18 protein-coding genes are annotated in these 20,580 nt (G+C 39.2%); 16 read left to right on the forward strand and 2 right to left on the reverse strand.

What is annotated here, in order from left to right:
* Positions 1-60 precede the first annotated feature (60 nt).
* The 15 genes from ACED20_RS09865 (at position 61) to ACED20_RS09935 (ending at position 17,159) form a co-directional block, all read left to right on the forward strand.
* Positions 61-768, forward strand: a complete 708-nt coding sequence (locus ACED20_RS09865) for an SDR family oxidoreductase (RefSeq protein WP_345765758.1) — start codon at positions 61-63, stop codon at positions 766-768.
* Between the two features lie 188 nt (positions 769-956).
* The gene (locus ACED20_RS09870; protein ID WP_294231723.1) at positions 957-1,703 is read left to right on the forward strand and encodes an electron transfer flavoprotein subunit beta/FixA family protein; all 747 of its coding nucleotides are present in this window, start codon (positions 957-959) and stop codon (positions 1,701-1,703) included.
* A gap of 128 nt (positions 1,704-1,831) precedes the next feature.
* A complete protein-coding gene (locus ACED20_RS09875; protein ID WP_294198705.1) occupies positions 1,832-2,779 on the forward strand; it encodes an electron transfer flavoprotein subunit alpha/FixB family protein in 948 nt (315 codons plus the stop codon).
* Positions 2,780-2,989: 210 nt separating this feature from the next.
* Positions 2,990-3,589, forward strand: coding sequence for a bifunctional nuclease family protein (locus ACED20_RS09880; protein WP_294198704.1), 600 nt, complete (start codon positions 2,990-2,992; stop codon positions 3,587-3,589).
* 21 nt (positions 3,590-3,610) lie between these two features.
* Positions 3,611-4,993, forward strand: coding sequence for a nucleoside permease (locus tag ACED20_RS09885; RefSeq protein WP_345765756.1), 1,383 nt, complete (start codon positions 3,611-3,613; stop codon positions 4,991-4,993).
* A gap of 114 nt (positions 4,994-5,107) precedes the next feature.
* Positions 5,108-5,653: an RNA polymerase sigma factor gene (locus tag ACED20_RS09890; RefSeq protein WP_378104366.1), complete on the forward strand. Its 546-nt coding sequence runs from the start codon at positions 5,108-5,110 to the stop codon at positions 5,651-5,653.
* Entirely contained in the window at positions 5,631-6,323 is a 693-nt protein-coding gene (locus ACED20_RS09895) for a hypothetical protein (RefSeq protein WP_378104368.1), read from the forward strand. Before ACED20_RS09890 ends, ACED20_RS09895 begins: the two co-directional genes overlap by 23 nt.
* Positions 6,324-6,402: 79 nt before the next feature.
* The gene (locus tag ACED20_RS09900) at positions 6,403-7,482 is read left to right on the forward strand and encodes a hypothetical protein (RefSeq protein ID WP_294222035.1); all 1,080 of its coding nucleotides are present in this window, start codon (positions 6,403-6,405) and stop codon (positions 7,480-7,482) included.
* A 72-nt stretch (positions 7,483-7,554) separates the two neighbouring features.
* Entirely contained in the window at positions 7,555-7,947 is a 393-nt protein-coding gene (locus ACED20_RS09905; protein WP_294238189.1) for a hypothetical protein, read from the forward strand.
* Between the two features lie 47 nt (positions 7,948-7,994).
* Positions 7,995-9,176 (forward strand): acetyl-CoA C-acyltransferase, encoded by a 1,182-nt coding sequence (locus tag ACED20_RS09910; protein WP_294238185.1) that lies wholly within the window; start codon positions 7,995-7,997, stop codon positions 9,174-9,176.
* A 666-nt stretch (positions 9,177-9,842) separates the two neighbouring features.
* The gene (locus tag ACED20_RS09915; RefSeq protein ID WP_294198690.1) at positions 9,843-11,381 is read left to right on the forward strand and encodes an MFS transporter; all 1,539 of its coding nucleotides are present in this window, start codon (positions 9,843-9,845) and stop codon (positions 11,379-11,381) included.
* Positions 11,382-11,715: 334 nt separating this feature from the next.
* Complete coding sequence (locus ACED20_RS09920) at positions 11,716-13,860, forward strand: T9SS type A sorting domain-containing protein (RefSeq protein WP_378104371.1); 2,145 nt, start codon at positions 11,716-11,718, stop codon at positions 13,858-13,860.
* Between the two features lie 192 nt (positions 13,861-14,052).
* The gene (locus tag ACED20_RS09925; protein ID WP_294222048.1) at positions 14,053-14,979 is read left to right on the forward strand and encodes a mevalonate kinase; all 927 of its coding nucleotides are present in this window, start codon (positions 14,053-14,055) and stop codon (positions 14,977-14,979) included.
* A 12-nt stretch (positions 14,980-14,991) separates the two neighbouring features.
* Positions 14,992-15,921: a UbiA family prenyltransferase gene (locus ACED20_RS09930; protein WP_345765749.1), complete on the forward strand. Its 930-nt coding sequence runs from the start codon at positions 14,992-14,994 to the stop codon at positions 15,919-15,921.
* 65 nt (positions 15,922-15,986) lie between these two features.
* Positions 15,987-17,159 (forward strand): proline dehydrogenase family protein, encoded by a 1,173-nt coding sequence (locus ACED20_RS09935; RefSeq protein WP_294238171.1) that lies wholly within the window; start codon positions 15,987-15,989, stop codon positions 17,157-17,159.
* A gap of 321 nt (positions 17,160-17,480) precedes the next feature.
* Here the strand turns inward: ACED20_RS09935 and ACED20_RS09940 are convergent, their stop codons facing one another.
* Complete coding sequence (locus tag ACED20_RS09940) at positions 17,481-18,026, reverse strand: helix-turn-helix transcriptional regulator (RefSeq protein WP_345765748.1); 546 nt, start codon at positions 18,024-18,026, stop codon at positions 17,481-17,483.
* An 839-nt stretch (positions 18,027-18,865) separates the two neighbouring features.
* On the opposite strand from ACED20_RS09940, the gene ACED20_RS09945 reads away from it, so the two are divergent.
* The gene (locus tag ACED20_RS09945) at positions 18,866-19,975 is read left to right on the forward strand and encodes a M14 family zinc carboxypeptidase (RefSeq protein WP_378104375.1); all 1,110 of its coding nucleotides are present in this window, start codon (positions 18,866-18,868) and stop codon (positions 19,973-19,975) included.
* A gap of 63 nt (positions 19,976-20,038) precedes the next feature.
* Here the strand turns inward: ACED20_RS09945 and ACED20_RS09950 are convergent, their stop codons facing one another.
* Positions 20,039-20,548, reverse strand: coding sequence for a DUF4920 domain-containing protein (locus tag ACED20_RS09950; RefSeq protein ID WP_294222168.1), 510 nt, complete (start codon positions 20,546-20,548; stop codon positions 20,039-20,041).
* Positions 20,549-20,580: the final 32 nt, after the last annotated feature.

The following is a 20,580-nucleotide window of genomic DNA, read 5'->3' on the forward strand; positions in this document are numbered from 1 at the left end:
AATCACCTCATGATTTTTACCCGAGTTCACGTTATTTTTAGGAACTAAATCCAAAATAGAATGTTAGAAAATAAAGTAGCTTATATCACGGGCGGGACCAAAGGAATCGGTTTCGGGATCGCTAAAATATTGCTGGAAAACGGAGTATCCGTTGCATTTTCGGGAAGAAAAAAGGAAGATGTGGAAAAAGCTGAACAGGAGTTGAAACAATATTCCGGAAACGTTCTGGGGATTGTTTCCGATGTTAAAAGTCTTGAAAGCGAAGAGGAAGCGGTGAAAGGTATCAAAGAAAAATTCGGAAAACTGGATTTTGTGATTGCCAATGCCGGATTAGGGGTATTTAAGCCGGTAGACCAGCTTTCCGCCGAAGAATGGAATGATATGATCGAGACCAATCTGACCGGTGTTTTCTACACCCTGAAAGCTTCAGTAGAAGAATTGAAAAAGACGGAAGGCTATTACATCACGATTGCAAGTCTGGCAGGAGCGAATTTCTTTGAAAACGGAGCCGGATACAACGCCTCAAAATTCGGGGTCGTAGGCTTTACCCAAGCAGCGATGATTGATCTGCGGAAATACAACATCAAGTCTACAGTGATCATGCCGGGTTCCGTAGCCACGAATTTCAATGGAAATGTTCCTTCGGAAAAGGATGCATGGAAAATTCAGCCGGAAGATATGGGGAATCTGGTACTGGATATTTTAAAAATGAATCCGCGGGTTTTGCCGAGCAAGATTGAGTTTAGGGCAACCAAACCAGCCAACTGAAAACATCTAATGCGCTGAATAATAAATTAATAAGTATTATGCATGCATAATATATATTTTATTTATATTAGCAAAACATAATTTAATAAAAATCCCGGTATAAAACCATTAACTTTTATACCAAAGAGAATAATAAAGCACGTATGGAACCTTAAGGCGACATAAGGCAAATAAAAATTAAACAACGTATGAAAATATTAGTTTGCATCAGTAGTGTTCCGGATACTACTTCCAAGATCAACTTTACAGCAGATAAGTCTGCATTCGACAAAAACGGGATCCAGTGGGTAATCAACCCGCTTGATGAATTTGCACTGACGAAAGCTATTAAATTGCAGGAGTCTCAGGGTGCTACTGTAACGGTAATTAACGTAGGAGATGCGGTAACGGAGCCTGTAATCAGAAAAGCACTGGCTATCGGGGCAAATGATGCGGTAAGAGTAAACCTGGATCCCAAAGACAGCTTTTCCACAGCGAAGGAAATTGCTGCCGTAGCACAGAACGGAGGATATGATCTGATCCTTTGCGGTAAAGAATCCATCGATTACAATGGCGGGTCCGTTCCGGGAATGGTTGCCCAGCTGTTAAACCAGCCGTTCGTAAATGCATCCGTAGGATTGGATGTAAACGGAAGCGAAGCGACTGCCGTAAGGGAAATCGAAGGCGGAAAAGAGACAATCTCCGTTAAATTACCGGCCGTAATCGCAGGACAGAAAGGATTGGTTGATGAAAAAGACCTGATCATTCCGAATATGAGAGGAATTATGTCGGCAAGAACAAAACCTTTGCAGGTGGTAGAACCGGCTTCTTCTGAAGTAAAAGTTCAGGGGGTATCCTATGACAGCGTGCCGCCGAGAGCAGCGGTGAAAATGGTTTCTCCAGATAACCTGGATGAATTGGTAAGATTACTTCACGAAGAAGCAAAAGTAATCTAAAGAGCCAAGTAAAAAGTAAAAAGATTCAAGAGGCTGGATTCGCATTTTCAGATTTTAACACTAAAATATCAAACGGAAGAATCTCAAATCTTTGAACATTAAACCTTAAACTTTAAACAACAATTAAAATGGCAGTATTCGTATACGCAGAAAATATAAACGGAGTTTACAAAAAAGCGGCTTTTGAAGCGGTTTCTTATGCTAAAGCAGTAGCAGACCAGGCTGGTGATACCGTAACGGCAGTCTCTGTAAACCCTACCGATTCTTCAGATTTGTTATATAAATATGGAGCATCAAATGTGATCAACATTAAAGACGAAGGTCTTAAAAATTTCTCCGCTAAGGCTTATGCGCAGGCCGTAAGTGAAGTGGCTAACGGAAATATCATAGTTTTCCCTCATACAACGGATGCATCGTCTGTTGCACCGATGCTGGCGGTAATGAACGGATATTCTTTAATCACCAATGCATTGGAAGCCCCGGAAAGCCTTTCACCGTTTCAGGTAAAAAGAAAAGCTTTCTCCGGAAAAGGTTTCATGCACGCTAAAGCAGAAGGCAGCGGAGTAATCGTTACGGTTTCTCAGAATGCTTTCGGTGTTAAGGAAAATGCCGTTTCAGGTTCTGAAGAAGTAAAAAACCTGTCGGTTGCCAATGAAGATACCAAAGTAATTTCCCACGAGCAAAGCTCAGGAAAACTGGATCTTAAAGAAGCGGAAATCGTAGTTTCTGCGGGAAGAGGAATGAAAGGTCCTGAAAATTGGGGAATGATCGAAGATCTGGCCAGTGTTTTGGGAGCAGCAACGGCCTGTTCAAAACCGGTTTCCGATATCGGATGGAGACCTCATACGGAGCACGTTGGACAGACGGGGAAAGCTATTGCACCGAATCTTTACATCGCGGTGGGAATTTCCGGAGCTATTCAGCATCTTGCGGGTGTTAACTCTTCTAAAACCATTGTGGTGATTAACAGCGATCCGGAAGCGCCATTCTTCAAATCAGCCGATTACGGAGTTGTAGGAGACTCTTTCCAGATCATCCCTGCATTAACGGAGAAAATTAAAGCGCTTAAAGGATAAGAAAGGTTAATGGTGAATGGTCAATTCGCTTTGCTTGTCAATTTTGGTATTATTTAAATGGAAAAATTTACTTGCAGGGCAAAACTGACTTATAAAATAAAATTCACCATTTACCAATCATAATAATTCACCCATAAAAGCCCATTCCGGGCTTTTATTTTTGTCTAAAAAGTAAAAAAAACTTTGAAAAATTAATCTATATTTGTAGCTATGGATTATAAACAGTTAATTATTCGCGGAATATCGTACAGCCAGACACAATCCGGGGCGTACGCATTATTATTGGAACATGAAGAAACACATATAAAATTACCTGTTGTTATAGGGAATTTCGAGGCACAATCCATCTCTCTGGGTCTGGAAAAAGACATTCATCCGCCTCGCCCTCTTACGCATGACCTGTTTACAAAATTTATCGTTTCTGCCAATTACGAACTCCTTTCGGTGATCATTTATCAGATTGTAGACGGGGTTTTCTTCTCAAACATTAACTTTAAAAACAAAACTACCGAAGAAGAAATGATCCTGGATGCTAGGACTTCCGATGCCGTAGCCATGGCCGTCCGTTTTGATGCGCCGATCTTTACCACCCAGCAGGTGCTGAACGAAGCCGGAATCCTTCTGGAACTTGAAGACGTTTCTAAAGAAGAGGAACATTTTTCGGAAACCGTACAGGAAGAAGATAACTTAAAATCTGTTTCCATGGAAGAGCTTCAGAAACTTCTGGACGAGGCCGTAAAAGAAGAAGATTACGACACCGCACTGGAAATTCAGGAAGAGATCAAACGCAGGAAAAAGAAAATCGACTAAAAGAGATATTACAACTATACAATGAATTTAAAATTACGTTTGACCATCCTCAGCTTCCTGCAGTTCTTCGTTTGGGGAGCTTGGCTGATAACGATGGCTAATTTCTGGTTTGGCACAAAACATTGGGACGGAGCGCAGTTTGGCGCTGTTTTCGGAACTATGGGGATAGCCTCTATCTTTATGCCGACCATTACCGGAATCATCGCCGATCGTTGGGTGAATGCCGAGAGGATTTTTGCGGTGTTACATATTCTTTACGGCATCGTCCTTTTCGTTTTGCCGCATTCTGCAGATCCCGGCTCATTTTTTTCAGTAATGCTTGTTGCGATGTGTTTCTATATGCCGACCATTGCCCTGGCCAATTCAATTTCCTACACGATCCTTAAAAACAGCGATCTGGATGTTGTAAAAGACTTTCCGCCGATCCGGGTCTGGGGAACCATCGGATTTATCGTTGCCATGTGGATTACCAACCTTACCGGTAATAAAGCAACGGAAGGGCAATTTTATATCGCAGGAGGCGTAGCGGTTTTCCTTGGAATTTATGCATTAACCTTACCGAAATGCCCTCCTCAGAAATTAATCGATAAAGATGCACCTCTGTCAAGACAATTGGGGCTTGATGCTTTCAAACTATTTAAAGATTACAAAACGGCACTGTTCTTTTTATTTTCTATGTTATTGGGAGCAGCATTGCAGCTTACCAATGCGTATGGAGACGTCTTTCTAAGTGAATTTGAACATTTTCCGAAATATGCTGATTCATTTGTGGTACAGCGGTCTACCATCATTATGTCTATCTCTCAGGTCTCGGAAACCTTATTCATTTTGGCGATTCCGTTTTTCCTGAAAAAATTTGGGATTAAAAAAGTAATGCTGATGTCGATGATTGCCTGGGTGCTCAGATTTGGTTTCTTTGCGTATGGAGTTCCCGAAGGATTCGGATTGGGACTGATTATTCTTTCCTGTATCGTTTACGGGATGGCATTTGATTTCTTTAATATCTCAGGATCTCTTTTCGTGGAAACCACAACAGATAAGAAAATCCGCTCTTCAGCGCAGGGGCTGTTCATGATGATGACCAACGGGTTTGGAGCTGTATTCGGAAGCTATGCTGCGGGATGGGCGATCGATAAATTTTTCACGCATAAATTTACGAACGTTTCTTCGTTGTCAGTCTATCTGGAAACGACACCGGATAATCCTACATTCCTGGAAATTTTAAAGAAAAGTTTCAATGCGGTGGTGAATCCGGACGGATCGCTATCCTCAGTAGTTATGGTAAAAGACTGGCATAATATCTGGCTTTCCTTTGCCGCTTATGCCTTGATTCTGGCGGTTTTGTTTGCCATATTATTTAAACACAAACACAATCCTAACGAAATTTCAGAAGTAAAACATTAATTTTATCTAGCTGATTATTAAAATACTAAATTGCACTTTTTTTTAAGTGCAATTTTTTTTTATTTTCAGGCAACCCTTTGGAAAATTTTCCGTCTTATATACAGAAACAGATACATGAAGAACCTTGAACAGAATTTTAAATTGGCAGAAAAGCATGATCGGAAGGCGCAGAAAGCCCTTTACGATATGTATTCGGCAAAAATGCTGGCCATCGCAAATTCTTATGTAAATAACCTTCATGATGCCGAAGATATTCTGATGGATTCCTTTTTTAACTGCTTCTCAAAGATCAGGGATTGCAGGGATTGGAGAAGCTTCCCGTTCTGGCTGAGAAAAATTGTGGTAAACAATTCCATAAACTTTATCAGGAAAAACAAGAATATTCTGTATTCCGATATAGAAATCAATGGTTTGGAAAGTGCCGATGATGAGTGGAATAATGAAATGGAAGAAATAAACATGGAAGAAATCTTTGCATCAATGCCGGATGGTTACAGGCTCGTATTTAACCTGTACGTCTTTGAAGAAAAAAAGCATCATGAAATTGCGGACATATTAAATATTTCCGAAGGCACCAGCAAAAGCCAGCTGAGCAAATCTAAAAAATGGATCACCGATTTTTTAAAACGAAAGAAAGATGAAAAACAATATGCTAAATAAACTGAAAGCCGGCTATGAAGAGATGGAAATTCAGCCATCGGCAGGCTTATGGGACAGTCTGGACCAAAAACTGGATGAAAAGACTGAAATTAAGCCGAAAGCATCTTTCCAATGGTGGAAATATGCCGCTGTAGTTTTGCTGTTCATATCCATCGGAACAATATCGTATTTTAATTATAAAAAGAATTTTGATTTTAATAAAGTTAATCATATTGCGAAAAAAGAAGCGGAAAAAGCGGTTCCTCACTCACATCCTGAAATCAATGACCAATCGGACCGTTCAATTGCCGAAGTAATCCCGGAAAGTAAAACCGAAAAAATTGTCGACAATCCAAAATCAGGCAATATAAAAGAAATTAAAAATAAAAGTCCGGAAATTCAGGAAGCTGAAGTGCTGCCGATTGCGATAAAACCATCACTTACTATTCCTGCCGAGGCCTTAAAAACTGAAAATGCAATTAACAATCTTCCGGTTCTGGCGGAAACAAAGAATGTAAAAACGACCTACGTCAGTGCAAATGAACTGCTTTTGGGTAGGGAATTCGATAAGAGCCGGGAAAATTTAAGAATAGAAGAACGCAGATTCGGAGTATTCAATATCGGGAAAGTTTTTCAGAAAGTTGATAACGTTACGGTTCTTGGGGTTACCGTGTACAGTGATCCAAAATAATCATCCTTTTTAAATAAAATAACTGTTCAGATACCACTAACAGCAACCATATAATGTCTAAAAATAAAAGAAAAAATATATGAAAACCAAGTTTGCATTGATGACTGCTCTGCTGGCTTTCTCTTACGCTTTTTCCCAGGAAATAAATCCTAAGCTGAAAGTATATTCTCAAAAAGTCGACAGCATCGTTTTCTCCGAAAAGTCCAAGATGAATAAAGAGCTCGATGATCTGGAAAGGTCTTACCTAGACAACAAAATAACAGCTGATGAAAAACGTGAGAAAAAGACGGAAATCGCGGAACGATATGAAGAAATTATCAACGGAAAAGTAACGGCAGAGAAAGATCAACTGGAAACAGCTACCCGGGAAATGGTGAAAGATGCCGTGATGGGAGATCCAAAAAAGCAGTCGCTGCAGTTATTGGCGCAGAATAATGCAGTTCTCGTTTTAAATACCGGCATTAAAAAAACGAAAAAAGAGCTTCTGAAAACCTTTGATTTCAATATAGGATACGGTTTTATCAACCTTACAAAATCCTCTTCATCATTGGATATCGGAAATAATGAATCAGGGATAAGAAGTTCGCTTTCATCACAAATGGATATAAGAATGACAAGACAGATCGGATCTCTGGTATCTCCTGTTTTCTATCGTCTCGGATTAGGTTATCGCCAGGACACTTTCAACCCTGAAAAACCAAATGTCTTTGTACAGGACCTGAATGAGATTTACTTGGCCGATTTTAATGACCTTACAACAGGCACCCTAAAGAAATCGTATCTTAGAAATCATTACTTCGTAGTTCCGGCGGATATAGTTTGGGTCTTAAATCCCAAATATACCATTGAAAATAATGAAAAGATGCTGGATAATTCACGAACTAACCTCAGGCTAACAGCAGGCATTTATGGCGGAGTACGTTTTCTTACACAGAACTATGTTATTTTTAAAAATGAGGACAACAACCGGGTGAAGTACAGGGAAAATGTTCAGGAAGCGGCAGAACGGTTTATTTTCGGGGGGAAATTGGCAGTAGGCTACGGTCCGATAAATATTTACATAAAAAAGGATTTTACACCGAATTTTAACGATCTCGCAAAAATTAATAACAAATACGGCTTTCAGATAGGATTAGAGCTGTTATATATCAATTTTTAATGTTAATGTACATCTTATAAAAACACACTTTTTGGAGTGTGTTTTTTTTTGTATTTTGGCAGTTTAAGAAATATGAAAAACATTCAGATATTAGGATTATTATTGGTGATTGTAGGAAGTTTCCTGCCGTTGGTTCATGTCCCCGTTATCGGAAACTGGAACTACTGGAAGCTCGATCATTCGTTAGCCGTCATGTGTTGGCTGCTCTGCGCTGCAACACTTTTCGGGATCGTGAACAACAGTGTAAAAATGACAAGGATTTCTGCTCTTCTTTTAGTACTTCTTTTCCTTTTCACTTTATTTGCTGTGAAATTTCAGGCTTCTCAGTATTTCAGTTTTATGCCTTTCAAGTCATGGCAGGATAAGCTGGCGGGGATCGTAAAGCTGAGATGGGGCTGGATTGTGGAATTCTTGAGTGCATTCATAATCATTTTTACGAAGAGCAATAAAGCAGATCATAAATAACTGTAGCCGTAAATCGGTCATAATTAATATAAAAATAGAATTATAAAATGAAAGAAGTATTCATCGTCTCCGCAGTAAGAACTCCGATGGGAAGTTTTATGGGAAGCTTATCAACCGTACCGGCCACAAAGCTTGGGGCTGTTGCCGTAAAAGGAGCATTGGACAAAATTGGCCTTGATCCGAAACTGGTTCAGGAAATCTACATGGGGAACGTTTTACAGGCAGGGGAAGGACAGGCTCCTGCACGCCAGGTGGCCTTAGGAGCAGGACTTTCAAATGAGACTCCTTCCACAACAGTAAATAAAGTCTGCGCTTCGGGAATGAAAGCCGTTTCTATGGCAGCACAGGCGATTAAGGCAGGAGATGCGGATGTTATCGTGGCCGGAGGTATGGAAAATATGTCTTCAGTGCCTCACTATTACAACGCCAGAAATGCTGCCAAATTAGGCGATGTAAAAATGCAGGACGGAATGGTGCTGGACGGACTTACCGATGTATACAACAAAGTGCACATGGGCGTTTGTGCCGAAAAATGTGCAACAGATTACAGCATTTCAAGAGAAGAGCAGGATAATTTCGCCATCGAATCCTATAAAAGAGCGGCAAAAGCCTGGAGCGAAGGCAAATTCGCCGATGAGGTGGTGCCGGTAGAAATCCCTCAGAGAAAAGGGGAGCCAATCGTTTTTGCCGAAGACGAAGAATACAAAACCGTAAACTTCGACAGAATTCCAACCCTTCCTACCGTTTTCAAAAAGGAAGAAGGAACCGTGACAGCAGCCAATGCTTCTACTCTAAATGACGGAGCATCTGCACTGATTCTGGTTTCCAAAGAGAAAATGGAAGAACTGGGTCTTAAACCATTGGCAAAAATCGTTTCTTATGCCGACGCAGCCCAGGCTCCGGAAGACTTTACGACAGCTCCTGCAAAAGCATTGCCGATTGCGCTGAAAAAAGCAGGTCTGGAAGTTTCAGACATCGATTTCTTCGAGTTCAACGAGGCTTTTTCAGTAGTAGGCCTGGCCAATAACAAAATTTTAGGTCTTGATGCTTCTAAAGTCAATGTCAACGGAGGTGCAGTAGCCATTGGCCACCCGCTGGGAAGTTCAGGGTCCAGAATTCTTGTTACTTTGATCAACGTTCTGAAACAGAACAACGGAAAATACGGTGCCGCTGCGATCTGTAACGGAGGCGGAGGCGCTTCTGCGATGGTCATCGAAAACATGCAGTAATTTAATTATCATAGATTCAAAATCCGGAAGTGTGAACTCCCGGATTTTGTTTTTTAATAAAGCAATTTTTTTGGAGCTATTTCCCGCTTTCCGTTGCAATCTTTTTTTGCAAAAAAGGATTTCCACTGCAATCGGGGCTAGGCGGCAGAGCTGATTGGAACGTTTGGAGTAAAATTTTTATAAATCTCAGGCTTGTTCAGATTTTCACAGATGTTTGCGCTGATTTTTTTTTAGATTTTAACAGGATGACAAACAGGCTGGATAAATGGTAAGAGTGAATCTCGAAGCCCCGCAGGGGCACAACAACCATTGCACCGGGTGAAACCCGGTGTAACAAGAACATCAATTACCTACCATCATAACCTCTCATCAGGTAACCACCAAAATGAGTAATATAAATTCTGCCTCGCAGAAAATCTTTGATTTTCAATCTTATGAGTTCTAAAATATTTTCAGCACTTATATCCTAAATGCTGATGTGCCTAATGTGTTTAAAAAAACACAATAATCTCAAAAACTGTCAGTCTCCGGCTTCCTAAAAAATTAAAATCCTCACTTGACAAACCCCGAATTTTAACGGAATAATAAAATTTTTCCGAAACAAAATAAAAACCGCCGAATATACGATCGTTTTCCTATTTTTGTGTTTATTAATAATTATTTGAAATGTCTGAAACTGACAATCTACAAACTCAAAACATAAAGAACAACCCTAAGATCATGAAGGCATGGGCCGTTTATGACTGGGCCAATTCGGTGTATTCTCTGGTAATCACCTCTACCATTTTCCCAATCTATTATTCAATTCTTACCACCGCGTATGAAAAGAAAGAATATGTGGAAGAAACGAAATCGTGGATCGATGTTCCTGTACGGCACATGATCAGGATCTTCGGGAAAGAATATCAGCCGGATGCGGTCTACGGATATTCCCTCACGATCTCTTTCTTCATCGTCGTTTTATTGTCGCCTTTTTTATCTTCGCTGGCAGATACGATAGGAAATAAAAAATCCTTTCTGCAGTTTTTCTGTTATCTGGGAGCGACTTCCTGTATGGGATTGGCAATGTTTACGGGAATGCATAATGTATTTTTGGGATTGCTTTTCAGCATCACGGCAAGTGTCGGATTCTGGGGAAGTCTCGTGTTTTATAACTCTTTCTTGCCGGATATTGCGACAAGGGACAAGCAGGATGCACTTTCGGCCAAAGGTTATGTGTACGGATACATTGGCTCCGTGGTTCTTGTGATTATCTGTCTGGTACTGATCCAGGTAGTAGGTAAAGGTAGCCCGGAAAAACAATTGCTGTTTACAAGAATCAGCTTCCTGCTTACGGGAGCCTGGTGGTTTGGGTTTTCCCAATATACCTTCAAGCATTTGCCGCAGTTTGGGGATGTTAAGGAAAAGCTTCCGAAAGACCTCGTATTGCTGAACTACAAAAATATATTTAAAAAACATGAAGAGCAGGGAGGCTTTTTTGAAGTTTTGAAAGACAACCTAAGCTTTTATAAAGATATCGCCAAAGAAAGCTTTCACGAACTGTTTAAAGCAGGAAAAGGCCTTTTCAAAGACCGCAACCTGAAATATTTCCTGTCAAGCTTTTTCTTTTATAGTGTGGGAATGCAGACCATTTTCCTGATGGCAACCTTATTCGGGAAAAGTGAGATCAATCTTCCCCAGGACAAACTCATCGGAACGCTGTTGGTGATTCAGATCGAGGCGATCATCGGAGCGGTTATTTTTTCCAGACTGTCCCGAAAAATAGGAAACAAAAACGTGATTACCATTGCCATTATTCTCTGGATTGTAGCCTGTATCTGGGCGTTTTTCCTTAATAAGGAAAACCCGACGGTCGAATATCAGTTTTATGGCGTAGCAGCCGTAGTCGGATTGGTAATGGGAGGACTTCAGGCGATGTCCAGATCCACGTATTCCAAGCTTTTACCGGAAAACTCTATGGAAAACACCACATTTTTCAGCTTTTATGATGTACTTGAAAAAATTGCCATTATTGTCGGAACCTTTGTTTTTGCCTTGTTCATTGACAAATACGATGCTTTACGGGGAATTTTTGCGAAGATCGACATCGTGCTTCCTTCAGCTTCAGGGATGAGGTTTGCAGCATTCTCCATGGCATTGTTTTTCTTTGTTGGATTAATTCTGATCCGTTTTTTAAAACTCAATAAACTGAATAGAGAAGAATAAAAAATAAAGCCAATTATAAAATTCCAAGACGCCGATCCGGCGTCTTTTTTTTATTCCTGTTTCATAAATTAAAAATGAATTCTACATTATTTGTTTTATTGAGGAAAATTCTCTGCTTCCAGTCTACCTTTCTGCCCTTTAATCTTATTTCTATCCCGCGTTCATATTGAACTCATTTTATCAGTTTTTAAGTGAATTGAGTTTCTTTATTGTTGTTTTGTTTTTTAATTCGTGAAAAGTATAATGATTTATTATTTGATTTAGATTTTTTTTGCTTAATTTGTGAATTTTAAAATGTAATGAAAAAATGATAAAAAAGTTTCTAGTGCTCTGCATGCTGCAATTTGTTGTCTGGGGGTTTTCCCAAGCTGCAAGGCGCGTGGCGCAGAATATTTCGGAATTCCACGCCCAGAAGAAAAATTTTGAAAAATATGATTTATTCAGCCCAAATAAAAATTCAGAAAAATTAGCTGAATACAAAAGGGCGGCCACTGATATTTCCGTGTTGCATATCGACCTGAAACAATTGAAAAGACTGGTTTACGAAAAGCCCGAATACGTGGAAATTTCCTTTCCTTTCGATGGAAAGCAGATCACGATGGAGCTTTATAAAAATCAGATTTTCACCAGCGATTTTAAAGTAGCGACCAGCAAAGGCGAAATAGTAAACTATATACCCGGAGCCTATTATCAGGGAATTGTGAAGGGCGAAAACCAATCAGTGGCGGCATTCAGTTTCTTTGATAATGATGTGGTAGGAGTCGCTTCCACACCGGAGCTGGGAAATATCGTGGTAGGAAAAGTTAAGAATTCCGAGGATTTTGTAAGCTATTCCGATGCAAAGCTGACGGGCCTTAATCCTTTCGTATGCGGAGTGGATGAACTGGCAGAAAATAAGAAGCAGAAAATTTCTTTCGATCCGGCGGCAAAAAATAATGCAGGAAAACTTCTGACCCAGAACTGTGTAAGAATTTACTATGAAATCTGTAATACCCCTTATGTAAACAACGGTTCCAATGTTACTACGACAACGAATTGGCTGACGGCAATTCACAATAATATTTCCACACTTTACAATAATGACGATATTAGAATTGCACTGAACGAAATCTATATCTGGACGACTCCCGATCCGTATACGGGAACACCGAATGCTAACTTATCAAGCTTCAGAACCAACAGGCAGGTATTCAACGGTGATCTCGCACATTTGGTAAACCAGCCTTCTACGACGAGTGTGGCTTACGTCAATTCGCTCTGTACCAACAGCAGACATGCTTATTCGGGAGCTTCCCAAACATACAATAATGTTCCGGTATACTCTTGGACCATCCAGGCCATGACCCATGAGATGGGGCATAGCTTAGGTTCTCCTCATACCCATGCCTGCGCCTGGAACGGGAACTCCACCGCCATCGACGGATGCGGTACACAGGCCGGTTATCCGGAAGGGAACTGTCCGGTCGGGCCGATTCCTTCTTCTTCGGTAAAAGGAACTATTATGAGCTACTGTCACCTCGTTTCAGGTGTAGGAATTAATTTCGCCAATGGCTTCGGGCCGCAGCCGGCCACTTTAATCCGCAATACCGTGGAATCCAAAGCCTGTCTTGGCAAAAACTGTACGACTGCCTGTGCGACTACCGTTACAGGATTATCGGTTTCCAATATTACCCAGATTTCAGCCAATGCCACCTTTACGGATGCCACAGCCACTTCATGGAAATATAAATTGACGAAATTTGATGGGACACCCGTGAGCAGCGGAACTACATCGACGCAGTCACTAAGCCTGTCAAACCTTCAGCCAGCCACCTATTATCTTTTATCCATCGGGACCGACTGTTCGGCAGGATACCAGAGAACACAGCTGTTTTTAACTGATGCCGATTGGTGCGGTGGCGCATCGTTCACCGATACGGGCGGAACAATAGGGAATTACGGTGATAACCAGGCCATTGTAAAAACATTCTATCCAAGCTCGGGAAGTTTAACCATGGGCTTTACGGAATTTGCTTTGGAGCAGGGATATGATTTTATGTACATCTACAACGGTCCGTCCACAAGTTCACCGATGTTCCCTAATGGAAATGGATTAACCGGAACGACCTTGCCGGGAACATTCACTTCAACACACCCTTCAGGAGCTATTACCGTTCGCTTTGTTTCTGACCCGGCAGAAAATGATCTCGGCTGGAAAGCCAATTTCTCTTGTGCAGTACTGGCTATAGAAGATGTAAGCACAAAAGATAATTCCGTGAACATTTATCCGAATCCGGCAAAAAACAGCATTACCATTTCCTCAAAAGAAGCCCTGAAATCATTCAGAATTTACGATGAAGCGGGAAGGCTTATCAAATCAGAATCTGCTCTGAAAGGAAGCAGGGTGGAGGTAAATATTTCCTCTATGCAGACCGGTAATTATGTGGTAACGGTTGAAACCGAAAAACAGAAAGCAACTAAAAAGCTGATTAAACAGTAATCATTATACATTTAATAGTAAAAGCCTGATTATGTCAGGCTTTTTTAGTAAATTTATAATAGAAAACAGCTGTTTATGATTTCATTAAAATTTTAAATGGTTTTCGCTGTTAAAATTTGTTAGAATTCGGCTCAGGATTTGCTTGTATTCAGAAGAATAGTTCTAAATTTGCAAAAAAATTATTTTACATAAATGACAAACCCACTATTTTACGCAAAAATTCTTTTGTTCGGAGAATACGGAATCATAGAAGATTCCCAAGGTTTGACATTGCCTTATAGTTTTTATAAAGGTACCCTGAAGTTCTCATCACTGGATTCGGAATTTGAAAAAAAGTCCAATCAGCATCTTATAAAATACGCAGAATACCTGCAGAATCTGGAGCTTCCCGAAACATTTGAGTTAAACGTATCAAAGTTTAAGGATGAAATTGCTGCAGGATTATTTTTCGACAGCAATATTCCGCAGGGATATGGTGTAGGAAGCTCAGGTGCTTTGGTAGCAGCGATTTTTGAAAGATATTCCATATCAAAACATGATCCCGAAAATATTTCAAAAGATGAACTTAAAAACCTCAGAAAGGTTTTTGGATTAATGGAGAGTTATTTTCATGGTAAAAGTTCCGGGATAGATCCACTGATCTGTTATATGAACCTTCCGATTCTGATCGAAAGTAAAGAAAGTGTAGACCGCGTATCAATACCCGCCAGCGAAGCAGGAAAAGGGGCAATATTTTTAATTGACTCAGGAATGACGGGCGAAACGGGGCCAATGGTTCAGATTTTCTTTGAAAAAATGAAAACCGAAGGATTCCGCAAAACTCTTAAGGAAGAATTTATCCGCTATAACAATGCCTGTATTGATGCATTTTTGAAAAAAGATATGAATCCGTTTTTCAGAAATCTTAAAAAGCTTTCCCATTGGGCATATGAACATTTCCGTCCGATGATTCCGGAAAGTTTATTCAATGTCTGGAAGAAAGGGCTCGACTCAAATGCATATTATTTAAAGCTGTGCGGTAGCGGCGGCGGCGGTTATATTTTAGGTTTCACCAAAGATTACGATAAAGCGGAAAAAATGCTTGACGGCTTCCATAAAGAAGTGATTTACCGATTCTAAAAAACGTTGTGAATGAATTCTGAAAAAGAAACCTTCCAACAGAAATCCAATATTCCGAAATCTTTATTTTACAGATTTTCACAATTCGTGGGCTTTCTTCTGGGAGCTCGCTTTTTTGTTGCTCTTCTGCTTACCCTTGCCCTATATGTTTCCACATTTTTCCTTTTCAACCAGGACGAAAATTTCAGGAAATTCGTATTCGACTTTAAAGTGCACGGTATTATTTTCTGCACGGTACTTACCATTCTGGCAGGGGGCATTATCAACCAGTTTTATGATTTTGAAAAGGACCATATCGTAAAACCCTTCCGCACCAGGCTTCAGAGCTTTATCAAGCAGAAATATTTTTTATATGTTTATCTGGTTTTAAGTGTGTTTTCTTTGGGCGTAGCCTGGATGATTTCGCATCGGGTTTTCCTGTTTTTTATCATTTACCAGTTTTTTATGTGGTTTTACAGTCATAAGCTGAGCAGGATGCTGATTATCAATAATATCACTTTTGTCAGCCTTACCCTGTATCCGTTTTTCGGGATGATGGTGTATTACGAGACTTTTTCAAAAAAGGTGCTGCTGATGGCTGTATTTTTATTTCTGATCCTGCTGTGTATCGATATCGTAAAGGATACGTTGACAAAAAGCGTAGATAAAGCCTTCGGGTATATTACCATTCCCAATTATTTCAAAAGTAAAAATACCAAGATCATTATTGTATCGCTGCTAATCATTACCATGGCCGTATCAATGAAACTGATCCTAAGGACTGGGATTTCAGGGTTTATGGCCTATTATTTTACAGCCGGCCTCTTTGTTTTTATTCTTTGCGTATACCTTTTATTGAAACATACCACGAAAAGCAACTTTATTACCCTAAATATTTTAAGGATCTGGGTTTTTATGGGAATTATTGCCATGCTTCTGAACGGACTGGAAGGTAAATTGTAGAAAAATTTCTTCCTAATCCCTTATCCTTTTAGTACCTTTGCAGAATCTAAATTTATATACAAGTAATGCCCATTTTTAACGATACCAAAGTCGCATTTGCAGACAAATCTGATGCACAGTTAAGAAAAGCGTATTGGATGTTCAAGATGATTGAACAGCCTTCCCTTACAAAAGTCGGAACCTCCGTTCTCAACTTTACCGTTCATAATAATTTTCCTTTCGTTACGGGAATCGTGAAAAACACGTTGTTTGAACAATTCTGCGGCGGTGAAACCCGTGAGGAAAGTATGAAAGTGGTAAAGCAGCTTTTCAAAAGAGGCGTGGGCAGTATCTTTGATTATTCCATTGAAGGAAAAGAAGATGAGGCCACTTTTGATGCGGTATGCAAAGAGATCAAGGATATTGTAAAATTCTCCGTAGGCAATCCGGCGATTCCTTTTATCGTATTCAAACCTACTGCTTTCGGAAGGATCGATCTGTATGAGGCGGTCGGTAAGAAAACGGAACTGACTTCAAGCCAGAAAGAAGAATGGGAAAGGGTGGTTAAAAGATTTGATGAGGTATGCAGCCTTTGCCATCAGCATGACAAAAAAGTAATGATAGATGCTGAAGAAACCTGGATGCAGGATGCAGCGGATCATCTTTGTGAAGAAATGATGGAAAAATATAATCGTGAAAAACCGATTGTTTGGAATACCATCCAGATGTACAGAACCGGTAGGCTGGAATACATGGAAGCTCATCTGCAGAGGGCAAAGGAAAAGGGCTATTTTATAGGTTATAAAATTGTTCGTGGTGCTTATATGGAAAAGGAAAGATCACGGGCAGCGGAAAAAGGCTATCCGGATCCGATCCAGCCTAACAAGGAAGCATCCGACAGAAATTACAATGCTGGAATCGATTTTGTGATGAATAACCTGGATAAAGTATCCGCATTTTTCGGAACGCATAATGAAATTTCTTCCGAACTGGTGATGGACAAAATGAAAGCCAAAGGCCTTGAGAACGGTAATCCTCATATCTATTTCGGACAGCTTTACGGGATGAGCGACAATATTACATTTTACCTTTCCGATAAAGGCTATAATGCGGCAAAATACCTTCCATACGGGCCAGTGAAAGATGTTGTGCCTTATCTTACCAGAAGAGCTCAGGAAAACACCTCAGTAGCAGGACAGACCGGACGCGAACTGGGGCTTATTGAGAAAGAGCTGAAACGCAGAAAAAGCAACAGATAGGAGTAATTACCTACATGAAATAAAGCCCTGCAAGTATTTGTGGGGCTTTTAAATTTTATAATTCACTTAAATTTTATAATAATCAATTCATATGATAATTGTTTTAATGATATGTTAAAATAATAAACGTTTTATTGAAAAATTAATTTTAAATTTATATATTTGATAGACAACAGTAAAACGAAATTATTAAACGGGCGCTTTAAGTTTAACTTTAGATAAATAAACGGCTCCGTGGATACCATAAAACTTAAAGCACAAGCTGTAGTTTTCTTCTTCAAATATTTTTTGACCTGATCATATTTTAATGATCAGGTATTTTTATGGCTCAAAACTTTCAAATTTTCCGTTATCGTAAAAAATGACAATACGTTTTATTTTACTTTGTTGACTTTCAATAACTTGATTTATAATCTGATCATTGGATTTCCCTAATGGCTGAGAATCCGTTATTTTTTCCTGAGCTGTAGTCTGATGCAGTAGATGCGATTCTCGTTGACCCGTTTCCGCTTCCGTAATTACAGGTTCTTCGGCCCCGAAATTTTCATCCTTATTCATCATGGTGAAAAGGTCGGGGAGAGAAGTAGGCTTCGGTTGATCGGATCCGATATTTTTCTCAGGTTCGATTGCTGCTTTTTCTTCCGGTAGATCCGGTTTCAGCATTTCCCCTTCACCGGTGACGAGCCAGTCCCATAGAATCTCCGGGAATCGTGATTTTATTTTTATAATAAACTCAAGAGACGGCTTGTTCCTGCCTGATGTAATATGCGAAATAGAAGATCGCTGAACATCGATCTCATCTGCAAATTCAGAAGGAGTAAGCCTGGAATACTCTATTACTTTTGAAATTCTCTCATTTAAGTTCATACATTCGGATTAATATGATGTTACAAATGTAAATAAATAAAATTACAAATGCAAATTGCTATTAAATACAAATGTAAATCACTCATAAATACATTTGTAAACATATAAATACTTCTAATAATCAGTGTTTTATGAAATAATTTAATTTTTTGTTCAGTAATTTACATTAGTCTACCAATAATACATTTCAAAAATAAGCAGTTAAATCATATAGATCGTCGATAACTTATGGATAAGTTCTTTATAAATAAACCCCTAAGTCTACAGAATCATGGTAATTTTGCTGCGGTTTAAACTGCTGATTCGGAACTTTGATATAATAGTGATAGAAGAGATAAATAAACCTTCTTATAATGCATATATATGCTATTTACGATTGTAAAAGTAGATTAAAAGTAACTTTCAAACATCATTTGGGCCTCTTTTTGTATAAATTATATGACCGTTGGATCTCTGTATACAAATAAGCAACTTTACATTTTTAAACTTTTTAAAATCTGTAAACGGTTATAGAAAAATTGAATATAGATTACATGAATTTACATTTGTATACAAAAGTAAACAAGCAGTTTTCCACATTGGAATTATTTAAATAATTTCTCCATATTTCTTTATAAACACTAATTTACAGACTTAAAGTAATATTTAATAACTGATCTAGATAAAGTCTTTAAGTTTTTGAATTTCATTCAATTAAATATTAGATATTAAATTTTAATCAATTCACAATTTTATCAACAGACATTTTGACAGTATGTATTGTTTAATTAAATCACAAATGTAAATTATATTTTTATCATAAAATTTAAGTAAATTTGACTATTGTAAACTAGCCTATAATGAATTTTGAACAGATCTATCTTCCGAATACAAATTTTCCTAATCGGTATATTTCTCCTGAAAAATTATTTTCTTATCTGCAGGCAAATCTCAGCGATTATATTCAGGAGATCGGAAAGTCGTATTTAGAAAAACCTATTTATAAAGTGACGATCGGAACCGGAAGTATCCATGTGCTTGCCTGGTCACAAATGCACGGTAATGAGTCGAACGCAACGCATGCGATGCTTGACTTGCTAACGACACTCAATAAGGCTCCGGAATTGAGAGAAGATCTATTCGGTAAGATCACACTTGATTTTATTTTTATGCTGAATCCTGACGGTTCCGAAAAATGGACCCGGCTTAATGCTGCTGAAATAGATCTCAACCGTGACTTCCATAACGAAGCCAGTACCGAAATTAAATATCTGAAAAATATCGTAGCCTCTGAAAAATATGATTATGCCCTGAATCTTCATGAGCAAAGAACTATTTTTACTACAGACGGAATCCATCCGGCAACCTTGTCCTTTCTGGCACCTTCTGAAAACGTTGAAAGAACGATAACTGAAAACCGGAAGAAATGTATGGCTGTAATTGCGGAAGTATACCATCATTTAAAAGCATTAATCCCGAATCAGATCGGAAGATATTCCGATGAATTTTATCCGACCTCGACAGGCGATAATTTTATTAAAGCCGGAATGCCGACCATATTATTTGAAGGCGGACACTTTGTAAATGATTACACGAGAAAAGAAACCCGGAAATATTACACGGTCGCTCTGTATTATGCATTAAAAGCAATTTCAGAATCAAATTCCGGAACCAAAGGTTGGGAATCGTATTTGGAAATTCCTGAAAACAGGGAAACGCACTACGATATTATTTACCGGAATGTAAAACTGAATACCGGACACGAATGTATTCTCGATATAGCGGTTCAGTACAGGGAAATTTTTGAGGAAGGCAAGGATGAAATTTCTTTTGTCCCTTTTGTGGTTGAAGTAGGAGACGTGAAGCATAAAAAAGGCTGGAAGGAAATCGATTGTACAGGAAAGACATTTGTCTGTCCGAACAAATATCCGAAGCTGGATGCTAAAGTAGATTTCACTATTGAAGATTAAGTAAAAAAGCGGAGCCAACTCAGGTTCCGCTTTTGTTTTATGCAAGTTAATTCTTTTTGATTCTTAGTTCACGACCTTAATTCCGTTCGCAACAAACCTGATTTCTTCCTTCGGGCTTGTGATGGCATCGATTTCCGCCTTTGGTTTTTTAGCGTCCTCAGCATAGTGTTTCTGTTCCTCTACGGATGTTACTTTTCTTTCGGCAGTTCCGTCCATTACAACAGTCTTACCTTTCAAAGCGGTTGGAACGAAAAATCCGTAATCCTTCATTTTTACAAAGAACTGGGAATTATCGTCCGTCTGTAACGTCAGCCAGCATCCTTTTTTATCGCAGACATCCGTTACTTTTCCTTTTACCGCAACATTCTCTACTTTTTTATTTTCTTTTTTAAGTTTCTTGCTAAGCTTATCAACGGAGATCGCTTTGGATTCGGTATTGGAAGCAACACCGCCTCCGTAAACGTCACCTACCACGGCATTCCCTGCAGGCGGACCGAATTTTTGTGTTTCCTGTGCAAAAGCTAATGATGAAGCACTTACGGCTATCGCAAATAATATCGCTTTGAATTTCATTTTTAATATTTTTCCAAAAGTACTAATAAATT

Origin of the sequence: Chryseobacterium sp. sg2396, assembly GCF_042610505.1 — a bacterium.
Classification (GTDB): domain Bacteria; phylum Bacteroidota; class Bacteroidia; order Flavobacteriales; family Weeksellaceae; genus Chryseobacterium.

Excerpts from the sequence above, each read along its gene's own strand:
- ACED20_RS09910 (WP_294238185.1), top strand. The coding sequence starts at position 7,995 with ATGAAAGAAGTATTCATCGTCTCCGCAGTAAGAACTCCGATGGGAAGT.
- ACED20_RS09915 (WP_294198690.1), top strand. The coding sequence starts at position 9,843 with ATGTCTGAAACTGACAATCTACAAACTCAAAACATAAAGAACAACCCT.
- ACED20_RS09875 (WP_294198705.1), top strand. The coding sequence starts at position 1,832 with ATGGCAGTATTCGTATACGCAGAAAATATAAACGGAGTTTACAAAAAA.
- ACED20_RS09870 (WP_294231723.1), top strand. The coding sequence starts at position 957 with ATGAAAATATTAGTTTGCATCAGTAGTGTTCCGGATACTACTTCCAAG.
- ACED20_RS09895 (WP_378104368.1), top strand. The coding sequence starts at position 5,631 with ATGAAAAACAATATGCTAAATAAACTGAAAGCCGGCTATGAAGAGATG.
- ACED20_RS09880 (WP_294198704.1), top strand. The coding sequence starts at position 2,990 with ATGGATTATAAACAGTTAATTATTCGCGGAATATCGTACAGCCAGACA.
- ACED20_RS09945 (WP_378104375.1), top strand. The coding sequence starts at position 18,866 with ATGAATTTTGAACAGATCTATCTTCCGAATACAAATTTTCCTAATCGG.
- ACED20_RS09930 (WP_345765749.1), top strand. The coding sequence starts at position 14,992 with ATGAATTCTGAAAAAGAAACCTTCCAACAGAAATCCAATATTCCGAAA.
- ACED20_RS09935 (WP_294238171.1), top strand. The coding sequence starts at position 15,987 with ATGCCCATTTTTAACGATACCAAAGTCGCATTTGCAGACAAATCTGAT.
- ACED20_RS09905 (WP_294238189.1), top strand. The coding sequence starts at position 7,555 with ATGAAAAACATTCAGATATTAGGATTATTATTGGTGATTGTAGGAAGT.
- ACED20_RS09865 (WP_345765758.1), top strand. The coding sequence starts at position 61 with ATGTTAGAAAATAAAGTAGCTTATATCACGGGCGGGACCAAAGGAATC.
- ACED20_RS09885 (WP_345765756.1), top strand. The coding sequence starts at position 3,611 with ATGAATTTAAAATTACGTTTGACCATCCTCAGCTTCCTGCAGTTCTTC.
- ACED20_RS09925 (WP_294222048.1), top strand. The coding sequence starts at position 14,053 with ATGACAAACCCACTATTTTACGCAAAAATTCTTTTGTTCGGAGAATAC.
- ACED20_RS09920 (WP_378104371.1), top strand. The coding sequence starts at position 11,716 with ATGCTGCAATTTGTTGTCTGGGGGTTTTCCCAAGCTGCAAGGCGCGTG.
- ACED20_RS09900 (WP_294222035.1), top strand. The coding sequence starts at position 6,403 with ATGAAAACCAAGTTTGCATTGATGACTGCTCTGCTGGCTTTCTCTTAC.
- ACED20_RS09940 (WP_345765748.1), bottom strand. The coding sequence starts at position 18,026 with ATGAACTTAAATGAGAGAATTTCAAAAGTAATAGAGTATTCCAGGCTT.
- ACED20_RS09890 (WP_378104366.1), top strand. The coding sequence starts at position 5,108 with ATGAAGAACCTTGAACAGAATTTTAAATTGGCAGAAAAGCATGATCGG.
- ACED20_RS09950 (WP_294222168.1), bottom strand. The coding sequence starts at position 20,548 with ATGAAATTCAAAGCGATATTATTTGCGATAGCCGTAAGTGCTTCATCA.